Annotated in this window: 11 protein-coding genes; 5 read left to right on the plus strand and 6 right to left on the minus strand. The window is 42.0% G+C overall.

Annotated features, from left to right (window positions below):
* Nucleotides 1-65: 65 nt before the first annotated feature.
* The 6 genes from ACN28R_RS13480 to ACN28R_RS13505 form a co-directional block, all read right to left on the minus strand.
* On the minus strand, nt 66-986 hold the full coding sequence (locus tag ACN28R_RS13480) for a LysR family transcriptional regulator (RefSeq protein WP_095834664.1): 921 nt from the start codon (nt 984-986) through the stop codon (nt 66-68).
* 424 nt (nt 987-1,410) lie between these two features.
* Nucleotides 1,411-1,743 (minus strand): hypothetical protein, encoded by a 333-nt coding sequence (locus ACN28R_RS13485; protein WP_095834665.1) that lies wholly within the window; start codon nt 1,741-1,743, stop codon nt 1,411-1,413.
* Nucleotides 1,744-1,781: 38 nt separating this feature from the next.
* Nucleotides 1,782-3,313 (minus strand): IS3 family transposase gene (locus ACN28R_RS13490; RefSeq protein ID WP_375153882.1). Its coding sequence is split into 2 segments (ribosomal slippage): nt 1,782-2,863 and nt 2,863-3,313, totalling 1,533 coding nucleotides; the frame shifts between segments, so codons are not numbered across the junction.
* Between the two features lie 29 nt (nt 3,314-3,342).
* Complete coding sequence (locus ACN28R_RS13495; RefSeq protein ID WP_095834666.1) at nt 3,343-3,813, minus strand: hypothetical protein; 471 nt, start codon at nt 3,811-3,813, stop codon at nt 3,343-3,345.
* Nucleotides 3,814-4,846: 1,033 nt separating this feature from the next.
* Entirely contained in the window at nt 4,847-5,794 is a 948-nt protein-coding gene (locus ACN28R_RS13500; RefSeq protein ID WP_095834667.1) for a DUF4435 domain-containing protein, read from the minus strand.
* Nucleotides 5,791-7,215 carry an AAA family ATPase gene (locus tag ACN28R_RS13505; RefSeq protein ID WP_095834668.1) on the minus strand — a complete coding sequence of 475 codons (1,425 nt, stop codon included), beginning with the start codon at nt 7,213-7,215 and terminating at the stop codon, nt 5,791-5,793. The genes ACN28R_RS13500 and ACN28R_RS13505 overlap by 4 nt, the downstream gene beginning before the upstream one ends.
* A 388-nt stretch (nt 7,216-7,603) precedes the next feature.
* On the opposite strand from ACN28R_RS13505, the gene ACN28R_RS13510 reads away from it, so the two are divergent.
* From ACN28R_RS13510 to ACN28R_RS13530, 5 genes are all read left to right on the plus strand, one after another.
* A complete protein-coding gene (locus tag ACN28R_RS13510) occupies nt 7,604-8,362 on the plus strand; it encodes an ABC-three component system protein (protein WP_095834669.1) in 759 nt (252 codons plus the stop codon).
* Complete coding sequence (locus ACN28R_RS13515) at nt 8,359-8,580, plus strand: ABC-three component system middle component 7 (RefSeq protein WP_000632589.1); 222 nt, start codon at nt 8,359-8,361, stop codon at nt 8,578-8,580. The genes ACN28R_RS13510 and ACN28R_RS13515 overlap by 4 nt, the downstream gene beginning before the upstream one ends.
* Complete coding sequence (locus ACN28R_RS13520; RefSeq protein WP_095834670.1) at nt 8,574-10,190, plus strand: DUF2326 domain-containing protein; 1,617 nt, start codon at nt 8,574-8,576, stop codon at nt 10,188-10,190. Before ACN28R_RS13515 ends, ACN28R_RS13520 begins: the two co-directional genes overlap by 7 nt.
* 151 nt (nt 10,191-10,341) lie before the next feature.
* Nucleotides 10,342-10,707: a hypothetical protein gene (locus ACN28R_RS13525; protein WP_095834671.1), complete on the plus strand. Its 366-nt coding sequence runs from the start codon at nt 10,342-10,344 to the stop codon at nt 10,705-10,707.
* 164 nt (nt 10,708-10,871) lie between these two features.
* Nucleotides 10,872-12,403 (plus strand): IS3 family transposase gene (locus ACN28R_RS13530; protein WP_095833363.1). Its coding sequence is split into 2 segments (ribosomal slippage): nt 10,872-11,313 and nt 11,313-12,403, totalling 1,533 coding nucleotides; the frame shifts between segments, so codons are not numbered across the junction.
* Nucleotides 12,404-12,578 lie beyond the last annotated feature (175 nt).

Here is a 12,578-nt window from a genome sequence, read left to right on the forward strand (position 1 = left end):
AAGCCGCGGAGACGCGCTCGCCGCGAAGCGGAGACAAGATAGACGGCGGGAGCAAAGTAGAGGCATTAACACACCGCCAGTTCCGGCAGGACGGAAGCCGCCGCCAGTTGCCAAAACTCTTCACCCTGACGGTTGCGCAGCGTGGGTTGCCGGTACAGGCGGATATCCAACGGCACATCCCAGTGGCTATCGCCCGCGCGAGCCAATTCACCGCTGGCAAGCTCATCTTTCACCAGACTCTCCGGCAGCCAGGCAACCCCGCTGCCGGACAGCGCCATCGCTTTCAGGTTTATCGACATGCTGTTTTCATAAATCGGCTCCAAAGGCAGCGGTTTGACGCTCAGCATCTGCGCCAGCGCATGGGCAAAAAACGAATGCTTGCCATAACTCAACCAGGGAACCGCATCGCGTGAAAAACCGATGGGATAAAGCGGGCGTCCTTGGCTATCCGGACGACACACCGCAATCGCGCGTTCGGCGCCCAGCGTCAGCATGGGGTAAGCGGAAAGCTGCTTGATTAACGATACCGAATCATGCGCATACGTCAGCAGGAAATCCGTCTCGCCGCTGTGCAACAAAGAAATATGTTCAACAAAAGTCGGCTTTTGATCGCACAGACGAATGTAACCCATGCGCTGCTGGCTATTAACATGCTTGAACCACTCAGGGAAAAAGGTCAGCGACAAGGTATTCAACATGGCGAAGCGCAGAACGGCGGTGCGTTTCTCATAGCGCTGATGCATATTGCTGCGCAAATGCGCCATGGCAAACACGGTTTCATTCGCGGTAGCGAGAAACTCCTGGCCTTCCGGCGTTAAGGTGACGGGATAGGTTTTACGATCGAATAACGGCACGCCAAGCCACTCTTCCAACTGGCGGATGCGGCGACTGAGGGCTGATTGTGTGATATGGCGCTCATTGGCAGCACGAGTGAAGCTATAGCAACGTGAGACACTGAGGAAATCTTCAAACCATTTCAATTCCATTGCAGGAAACCTCTGTCTGGACGAAAGGGAACAAAGTATTTTCAACTAGTGATTAATTTATAAGCAAGAAACGCGCCACATTTCAAGACGTATTAAATCAGCGCGTTATCATTATTTTTAACAGAAACCACGACATTGATAGAACAAAAAATCAACGTTGATGCACAATAAAAGTGCGGCCCGGCAGTGTGCAGGTACAAGATGCACGGGCGACATCATCATTCCCCCGTTCTCGCCGAACAGAATATGCGCTTCACCGGCTTTCATTTCAAAATCGCCCAGTCAATACGCGCACGCCGGGATTTCGTTTTTGAATAGCTAGCGCCTGTAGCGGCATAACCTTCTCCAGGATTCCTGCGCAAAAACGGCCGACATCGCGGCGTACGTCCGGCGAATAAGCACAATCTACTTTTATATCAGCCGATTAGCGATGAATTTCCAGATAGTAGTCGTCCGACAGCAATTCATAGCTCGACGAACGAGGCACGGGCGCGTAGTTTTTCCAATCGTAGATATACTCATTGTCTCCGTTTCTTTCAAACACAACCGAGTGGGCTTCACTGACTTCACCTTGCACCGACACAATAGCCAAATCAGGCAGGTCACTCCAGTCGACATCCTGATCGTGCCTGGTGGCTTCAACCCCCATGGATTCAAGAATGTCCTTCGCCTCGATAAAGGTTAATCCTCTTTCACCGTCGAAATCCGCCACCGACGCCGCCTGATCACGCGCTTCCTTATAAGGTACGCCCGCCACCGGTAGCTGTCAACGAAGTTGTCACCCTTAATGCGTTTTCAGGCTGCTTTTTCTGATGCGTTTTGTGGCTTATCCGGATTCAACATCACCACGCCTTCTCGCTGCCATTGACGACATTGCCTTGACCATCGACCCGGTCTGGCTTTCCTCGCCGCTTCATACACCGCTTTCCTGTTTGCCAGCAGACTTATATCTTGCCCCTGGTGGCGCTGTTCCGGTGTGACATAACCGATGCCACTATGTCGATGCGCTTCGTTATACCAGCGGCTAAAGCGTTCAACCCATCGTCTGGCTTCATCAAGTCCCGTGAAGCCCGCTGACGGCCAGCCCGGCACATATTTTAACGTTCTGAACAATGACTCCACGAACGGATTGTCGTTACTGACCCGAGGCCGACTGTGCGAACCCGTGATATTCAGCTCTTCCAGTTTTGCCTTTAACGTTTGGGACTTCATCGGCCCACCGTTGTCGGCATGCAGCACCAGCGGTTGCCGGTAGCATCGTTCTCGCAGCACGGCACGGTGCAGCAACGCGGCAGCGTGCTCACCGCTCTCCTCTTCATGAACCTCATAACCAACGATTTTCCGGCTAAAAATATCTTCTATCAGGTACAGATAAAAATAACGGCCTCGTACCCGTGACGCGCACCACGTCACATCCCAGGTCCAGACCTGACGGGGCGCAGTGGCATGGTAGCTGGTCGGCTTACTGAGGGTTACCGGCGCCCGGCTACGACCGCGATGATGAACCTGACCATGGCGCCGGAGTATCCGGTAAAACGTTGATTCGCTTGCCAGATAGATGCCATTGTCCGCCAGACGCGGTACGATCTGCGCAGGGGGCAGGCTGGCGTATTCCGGCTGGTTACACACGGCCAGTACCTGCTGTTCCTCCGCCAGCGTCAGTTTATTGCCCGGGGTCGGACGTACTGCGATGGGACGCCGATCTTCGGCCTGCCTGTGCCATCTCTTCCAGGTTCTCAGGCTGATATTCACTTCCCGGCAGGCCGGAACCAGACGGGCCCCCTGGTTCATCGCCTCCCGTATCCACTGGATAAATTGCACGCGTTCAAGGACGGGCGTCAGTCGTCCTCGTCTTCCATCCCGTAGTAACGGTTGAGCTTTTTTCGCAGTACCAGCAAGGCGGCAGCCTCCGCCAGCGCTTTTTCTTTTCGCGCCAGTTCACGTTTAAGTTGTTTGTTTTCTTTAGCCTGTTGCTTTAACTGCGCTTTATCCGCAGGGCTATCGTTATTCTGTTCGATAAAAGCCTGCTTCCACTGTGCTATTTGCTGTGGGTAGAGTCCTTTGCGACGACAGTATTCCCCTAATTCCGCCTCACTGAGCGTGGCGGTTTCAACAATGACGGCAAAACGGGCTTCGCTCGACCATTGCTCAGTAGTTTTATTGGCTCCGGGCACCGGTTTCCCCTCCAGTCTGGCCTGATTACGCCAATTATACAGGGTTGCGTCAGAAATCCCCTCCTGCTGAGCCAGCAAGGAGACGGTCATGTTGTAAGGCGGCAATAATTTTGCCAATACCGCGGCTTTACGTTCCGGTGAATAACGTTTCATATCAGGCTCCATTGTCCCCATTTAGATTTTCAACAGGGGGTGACAACTATCCTGACAGAGGGGGCCACCATCGCAATACAGGCCACCACGCATCCCGGCTCACTCCATCCTTCTGCGCGATCAAAACGTAATGTCGGCCCATGTGATGAAGCGCTGCTGGTCGGATAAGAGACCTCATGCGACGGCATCAGTGCCGAATAGCCTTGAGCAAGATGACTTAAATTGCCATAGCCGGGCATGGCGGCAAAACCGGCGGGGAAATACGGCGCTTCCGGCGGCGCATACTGGTAACTATTGGCATTATGATAAGCGTCAGCGTTGTCATACCCATGGTTTACGGCATGCGTATGGACGTATCGGGAACTATCGGCATTATGATAAGCATTGGAAGACTCACCGCTTGCAGACTGCGTATCGTCTGAAACCGCAGTATTGTTAACCGCGTCTCTCAATCGCTGATATGCATCTATGTCATAAAAACAGGGATTTATATTAAACATTTGATTCCTCCTGAAAAATGGTTTTCCTAAACAGCCACAATGTTTGAACGTGTCATTGATAACGACCGCACAAAAATCTCAGCTTGTTAAGTGGTTCAAACCGCGTTTAGTTCCATCTGATATGACATCGTCATGTGCAAAGCAGTACGTGTCGCCGTCGTGCGCCGGAAGGTTGATGAAATAACGTTGATGAAATGAAGTCTGTTGACGCGGCTGTAGCGTGAAAGCATGTTGCCGCAAGGCCGCTATATCTGGTCCGGCATTCCTGATTTGCCTCTGCCCCTGCAACGCCATCCGCGTTATTACCCTCAAAGTTTGCGAAGCGTTTTCAGTTTTTACCGGTGTCAGTTTATAGGCCGCTGGGCTAGTATAGCGGTAGAAAAAAGCCTTAATATCTAACGCGTCGCGAACGACGAACCGGCTGTCGGCTTATCGACAATCATTTGATTTATTTGCACTGATTTTCATTTTCAGCAGAAGCGTGTAGGTTATTTGCACCAAAAACATCCGTGCATTATAACCGGTGCCTTAAAACACCCAGTCAGTGAGACACTGTGATACCCGATGAAAACAATAAAAATCACAATTAACTTTAAATTCAATGGACTAAAAAACATAATCGCATGAAAACCACCGATAACATCGATAACCACACGCCAATGATGCAGCAGTATCATTTGACATGACATAACAAACTAATAAATAACAGTTTATTATCTATCACCATGTCTTTGATATACTGATGGGCTACATTTCATAAAAGAAAGGGACTATTTGATTCGTTTCTGTAGGCAGAAGAAATATTATGAGTAAAACCACTTAACGCATTCAAAACTCAAGGGCTTTCTTCAATCTTACTTTGAATATCCTTTTCGCTCATTCAATCATTCAAATCCATTAAGAATATTTTATTCTAATAAGTTATACACGATCACCATTCGCTATAAAAACGACTGTTTCAAATACCATTTTGAAAGGCATCATAGACTTCGCCAGATACTATTGCCGTTGTTACAATGCCTATTTGAAAAACCTAATTATTTTTAATAAAATCTGCTGCATTATTAGTTATGAAATCATTTATACTTGCAGGTATGGTTATCCTCGGACCGGAAAAAAGGAATATACTCTCATCATTTATTTGAAATTTTTGCTTATACGGTAATATATCACCTACTGCCTTTTGAAGTGATAGCAAAAAAGCACAAAACATTTCCAAATGATATTTACCTCTGATATAGAAACGTTCATCAATAGTGTTAATCATTGATTCAATTTCATCATATTGATGCAAATATGCAGATATATCACATTTTGTTTTATCCATAAAATATTCTACCAAATTTTGATAATTACCTTTTAATTCAAAATGGATATTACATTTATCATCAAAATAAAATAAATCGCTGAATTTCATATTATTTAACACTGGCCTACTAATATTCCTCCTGGCTATAAAGGCAAAAATCATAATATCCTTTACAACTTGGTAAAATGTTTTCTCCGCCTCCTTATATGACTCTAATAACTTCATATAAAGCTCATTATTACTGTTCTCTAAATTTGTCATATCGAAACACTCACGACAAATTGAAATGAGGACTTGTTCACAGGAAACATAGTTTTCTATTGAATAATATAAAGACTGATGCATATCCTCTGTAAGAACATAACTATGATCATCAAAAAAATCATCAATATCTTTGTCAACAAAAAATATTATCCTATTTTTGTCATTGCCCCTTTCAATTAGTTCATTTCTAAAACTAAATACTTTTTTCTTGTTTCCACAGACAACGGTCCTTATGTTAACTGAATCTGCTACCAATCGCCTAATCATTCCATAATACAATTTATTGTCGCATTTCCCTTCATAATAAACATGCAATGTGTTGATTGTATTATTCATTTTAGTTAATAACATATGTAAAGCTGTTTGAGGAGACTCTAAGGCACTATCCATTAAATCTAAAAAACTCATAACTCCTCCATCAATGTGCCAATACCTTTTGCATATTTTTTGAGGCTGTTATGATAAATGAATGGTGAATGTGTTACTGCAAATATTCCTTCACATAACCCCGTGTTTTTAACATCTTCAAGGAAAGTACTTTGCCATTCTAAAGAGAGAGACAACTCAGGTTCATCTATTATCATTATAAAATCCTTCCCATCACCCAAATATAACTTTGAGAAAAGTGAAATTATTTGTTTCTCTCCTGATGATAGAGTCTCCCACTTTATAGTTTTTGTTTTATCATCATTGTTTTTTGTAGGTGTAATACTTATTGCAAATTTTACTCGATCAAAATACAATTCTTTATTGACCAGATACTTATTGCAAACACCTATAAATTTAATAAGATTACCCTCATTTTCTGACTGTAATCTATGCAACTCAAGAAGTTTACCTATGAAATAGAAAATAACTTTATCTGGTTTTTTCTCCCCTTTGCCCCTTCCGTAGTGCCTAGTATTTTTCCTGATTTCTTCTTTGACCTGTGATGACAATGTTTCACTATCTACACGAGCCAATATTTCTTCAAATTCCTTTTCTGAAACAGAAGATAAATGTTCATTCGGAACAAAATCCTCATAACGATTACCTAAAATATCTTGAAGGGATTGGGCGATAAGTTCACGTAATTTGTTTCTAAAATCAGAACTAAGTTTATGCATAGCATGATTTAATAAGCTCTCAACATCCTTCATACCAAACTGGACGATACCATCAGCATCGACATTCTCCTCAAGGTAGCTCGGCAGTTTGGTGGAATTAGGGAATATCATTTCAAGGTCTTGTTCTATTCTACGATATGTAGGCAAATACATAAGAGAACAGTTGACTTTTTCATTAATAAATGAAATGGCCTTCATTAAACTTGAAAGCTCCATATCTGTCTCATCGTCAAAAATCACATTACTATCTAACCAATAATCATTTATATAGTCTGCGATGAGTTCTATAGGGGGTATTGGATTACCCATGCTTTTAAAATCATTTCGTATTTTATACATTACATCCTTATCATGAGCTTTACTTATATCATTTCCTAATGTGTTTTTTATAAAGTCATGAACATACATTTTAAGTTTGTAGGAAAGACCACTTTTAGTTTTACTTACATTCCTATTTCTTCTGCTACTTTTTTTATCCAAATATTCAATAATAGATATTTTAGGAAATGAACATCTTTCACCATCTATAGTGATTGTGATATTCTCATAATCATATTCAGAGAGCTTTACCCAATCAGCTTTTAACAAGTAGTATGTCATTGACAGGATTGTGCTTTTACCTGTACCATTCTCGCCAACAATAATGAAGCTATTATCCTCGATATCTATCGAGTAATTGTTTTCTCCATTTAATTTACTTATTTGTATACTATCAATATTCATTTTTACCGCACCTTATTTATACTAAATTAGTTAACTCTAAACATTATAACTCTTACATAATAAAAAAACCATACGTTCAATAATAGGTTATAGGAGCAAGGGCTAACTTATCGAAGCTACGCTTCTCAAGTTGACCTTGCTTTTCTTCCCTTCGGTTGAAAAGGAAAACAAATTCGTTCTTTAGATGTTCACATAGCTACTTCCCAGCTTCACATCTTGAAAACGAAGACTGAAGAACACTGACTTCCAGAAGGAAGTTGGCCACAGGTTGTAAACCCCACCATAAATGTGATATCCATCACACTTTCAATAATTAAAGCTAAATCCTATTGATGTTATAATAATAAAATGCACATAGAAAGTCATTTCCCTTCGCAAGGAGTCATTAGTGGGTGAAGAACGCAAGAACATCAATCATAATACGCATATAGTTTTATATGATGAGGTAAGTGGTCTTTGCCCAAAATGCTTTAAACCTTTAATGGTTCAGAATGGCAAACGAAAAATAAAGCTCTATGAAGTAGCACACATATATCCTTTTTCCCCACGTGAAGAGGAAAAGGATTTACTTAAAGATGAGCAACTTCTTTGCGATGATGTTGATAGCGAAGATAATTTAATTGCCTTGTGCAGAGACTGTCATAAGTTGTTCGACAACCCAAGAACGATTGCGGGTTATCGGGAAATGTACGCTATCAAAAAGCAGTTGAGACAAGCAGCACAAATCAAAAACAGCCAATTTAATTTTAAGATTGAAGAAGAGATCAAAGAGATAATTGATATACTATCAACTCTTGAACCAAGTGAGGGTTCTCAATTATCGTACAAAGCTATGAGAGTTGATGATAAAATTCTTCCCGACTCTGGCCCTGCATTCAAGATAAAGGTCAAAGCTCAAGTTGCTTATTTTTACACTGAAATAAAAAAATTATTCCAACAACTCGACCAACGAGTTCCAAACACATCAGAGATAATATTCAACGAAGTTAAAACATACTATTTGATTTTAAAAAGAGAGAATTTATCTCAATCCGAAATATATAACCATTTGATTAATTGGATAAAAACAAACACAAAGGAAACTAATAGTGTAGCCGCCGAAGTTTTGGTGTGTTTTTTCATCCAAAATTGCGAGGTTTACTCATGATTACACCAAGTAAATCTATCTCAATCCAAGATTCAATATTATACAAGATGACAATCATCTTAGAAACTGAGTTTAACGAAATTAAGATTACTGATTTATACGAAAAAACATCAAGCAACTTTTCATCTCTGGACGAATTTGTTTACTCACTCGATTTTTTGTTTATTTTAGAGAAAATCATACTAAACCCAGCTAATGGGACGGTAATAAAATGCTAAAGAACATATACTGTGAAAAATTAATTAGAAAAGAACTGATTTTCAAAAATGGTTTGAATGCCATATTGGGACCTAAAAATGGTGCCAACTCTATCGGTAAATCATCAGTTCTAATGTTAATTGATTATGTTTTTGGTGGTGATGATTTTATCACCCTATGCAAAGACGTTATTTCTCAAGTTGGTCATCTAAACATCGAATTTACTTTTGAATTTGATGGAAAATCCTATCACTTTATAAGAAATACCGAAACCAATAATAGTGTGTTTTTTAGAAAAAACGAAGAAAAATTCGAGTGGTCAATTGAAGATTTTAGAATCTTCTTAGCTCATAAATATGGTTTTTCATCAAACGATCCTTCATTAAGAAATTTAGTTTCCAGATTCACGAGAATTTGGGGAAAAGATAATTACAATCCAAATAAACCTCTTCTACGTTATACCGGTGAAGGATATGCATCTATCAAAGAATTTCTCATTAAGTCCTTCGGCTATTATAACTTAATTGAAGAAATTGAAAAAAAGAAAGCCGAAAACGAAGTAAACAGAAAGAATATTGATATAGCGTTCAAGCAGGGTTTTGTCAAAAAAGTAAATTTAAAAGAATATAGGCAAGCAAAACAAGATTTAAATGTTATCGAAAATAAAATTGACACTATAAAAAAAGATCTAGACCTTTTTGCAGCCAACATAAAAGCTATCCTTGATGAAAAAAGCCTAAGTTTAGCCATCGAAAAAGATAAATATCTCAAACAAAAATACTCTCTCGAAAGTAAGTTATTTAGAATTGAAGAAAATATTTCTGATACAAAGCCTATTCCAAAAAGATATTTCAGCAAAGTTGTCGATTTTTTCCCAACTGTTAACATTGATAAACTAAATGAAGTCGAGGGTTTCCATTTATCAATTTCAAAAATCTTGAGTGATGAGTTAAAAAAAGAAAAAGAACGTCTTATATTCCAATTAAATGAGATTGATGCTGAAATTTGTATAATTGATCTCAAAATCAAAGAAATAGCTGCATCAGTCGATAGACCAGACGAGATTATTGATGAAGTTTTGTCATTATCTATAAAGAAAAAAGAAGTTGAAGATACGGTTAATTACAGAGAGCGCCAAGATGCTCTTAAACAAGCATCAAGCACTATAAAGGTAGAATTAAAAGAAAAGACAGAAGAAATTCTGTCAAAAATATCTAAACTATTAAACGAGAAACTCAAATTATACAACACAAAATTCTATGGTTCCGACAGAATACCACCACAGATCATTTTCAGTGATACAAATTATATTTTCGAACATCACTCTGACTCTGGGACAGGTAAATCTTATGCGAATATGCTGGCTTTGGATGTGAGCTTTTTACATACAACAAAATTACCCATAGCAATTGAAGATTCAATTGTTTTCAAAAACGTTGAAGTCGCAGCTATAGAAAAAATAGTTAATACATTAAACACTATTGATAAACAAGTTTTTATATCACTCGATCAATTAAATATTTATAGTGAAAAAACAAGATCAACTTTGAGAAAGGCAAGCTTTATGCGTATAAGCAGAAAATACCCTGCATTCAAAGTTTCATGGAACATTCAATCCAACAACAAATAATTATTTATAATGGCTTCCATGTACTAATGTGGTGGCCATTATTATATTGTTTATTACAAAATAACACCTTCACATTGACATCCCTCTCGAATTAAATATAAATAAGAACATAAGGAATATTTTTCTGATAGAAAAAACGAAAGGAATTCGTATGGGAAATAGTTTTAATAAAATATATGATAAAGAATCACCTGAAAGCTTGTTAAGAACACATTGCATCAGTGTTAGGTTGAACCATGAAGAACTACAACTTCTCAATGCAAGGCGTGGCGACAAAAGTAAAGGTGAATGGTTTCGCTTGGCTTTTCTCGATAAACTTCCAGTAGCTGTGCCGCCTATCAACATAGAAGCCTGGAAATCCCTCAGCGAAATTTCACAAAAGCTGAACAAGCTACTTATCCATCTCGAAAGTAAAAGCACTGGTGGTGAGCTTACCAAGACAGAAATCTTCGCAGTCAAGCGCCAAATTTCTGAGCTTCGCTCATGCCTTACAGCTACAAGCACATCTGTTAGGTAGCTTGAATGAAAGGAATGCAAAAAATCAAAAGAGGGAAAATCTTCAACGGATTAATTTCTTATTTATTAAAACCTGCTTCGCACCATAAGTCAGAACCGTACCCCCTCTGTCAGGATAGTTGTCACCCCCTGTTGAAAATCTAAATGGGGACAATGGAGCCTGATATGAAACGTTATTCACCGGAACGTAAAGCCGCGGTATTGGCAAAATTATTGCCGCCTTACAACATGACCGTCTCCTTGCTGGCTCAGCAGGAGGGGATTTCTGACGCAACCCTGTATAATTGGCGTAATCAGGCCAGACTGGAGGGGAAACCGGTGCCCGGAGCCAATAAAACTACTGAGCAATGGTCGAGCGAAGCCCGTTTTGCCGTCATTGTTGAAACCGCCACGCTCAGTGAGGCGGAATTAGGGGAATACTGTCGTCGCAAAGGACTCTACCCACAGCAAATAGCACAGTGGAAGCAGGCTTTTATCGAACAGAATAACGATAGCCCTGCGGATAAAGCGCAGTTAAAGCAACAGGCTAAAGAAAACAAACAACTTAAACGTGAACTGGCGCGAAAAGAAAAAGCGCTGGCGGAGGCTGCCGCCTTGCTGGTACTGCGAAAAAAGCTCAACCGTTACTACGGGATGGAAGACGAGGACGACTGACGCCCGTCCTTGAACGCGTGCAATTTATCCAGTGGATACGGGAGGCGATGAACCAGGGGGCCCGTCTGGTTCCGGCCTGCCGGGAAGTGAATATCAGCCTGAGAACCTGGAAGAGATGGCACAGGCAGGCCGAAGATCGGCGTCCCATCGCAGTACGTCCGACCCCGGGCAATAAACTGACGCTGGCGGAGGAACAGCAGGTACTGGCCGTGTGTAACCAGCCGGAATACGCCAGCCTGCCCCCTGCGCAGATCGTACCGCGTCTGGCGGACAATGGCATCTATCTGGCAAGCGAATCAACGTTTTACCGGATACTCCGGCGCCATGGTCAGGTTCATCATCGCGGTCGTAGCCGGGCGCCGGTAACCCTCAGTAAGCCGACCAGCTACCATGCCACTGCGCCCCGTCAGGTCTGGACCTGGGATGTGACGTGGTGCGCGTCACGGGTACGAGGCCGTTATTTTTATCTGTACCTGATAGAAGATATTTTTAGCCGGAAAATCGTTGGTTATGAGGTTCATGAAGAGGAGAGCGGTGAGCACGCTGCCGCGTTGCTGCACCGTGCCGTGCTGCGAGAACGATGCTACCGGCAACCGCTGGTGCTGCATGCCGACAACGGTGGGCCGATGAAGTCCCAAACGTTAAAGGCAAAACTGGAAGAGCTGAATATCACGGGTTCGCACAGTCGGCCTCGGGTCAGTAACGACAATCCGTTCGTGGAGTCATTGTTCAGAACGTTAAAATATGTGCCGGGCTGGCCGTCAGCGGGCTTCACGGGACTTGATGAAGCCAGACGATGGGTTGAACGCTTTAGCCGCTGGTATAACGAAGCGCATCGACATAGTGGCATCGGTTATGTCACACCGGAACAGCGCCACCAGGGGCAAGATATAAGTCTGCTGGCAAACAGGAAAGCGGTGTATGAAGCGGCGAGGAAAGCCAGACCGGGTCGATGGTCAAGGCAATGTCGTCAATGGCAGCGAGAAGGCGTGGTGATGTTGAATCCGGATAAGCCACAAAACGCATCAGAAAAAGCAGCCTGAAAACGCATTAAGGGTGACAACTTCGTTGACAGCTACCGCAAGATAGAAAAAAGAATCAAGTACGCGACAGATGGAACAATCATCTCAACGGTATGGGATATCTACTATGAAGACGGGAAGATTGCTCGTACAGGGCTGGATACAGAAGAAATGGCACAAGAGATTATGGAATATC

It is taken from the genome of Brenneria goodwinii (genome assembly GCF_002291445.1).
Lineage (GTDB): Bacteria > Pseudomonadota > Gammaproteobacteria > Enterobacterales > Enterobacteriaceae > Brenneria > Brenneria goodwinii.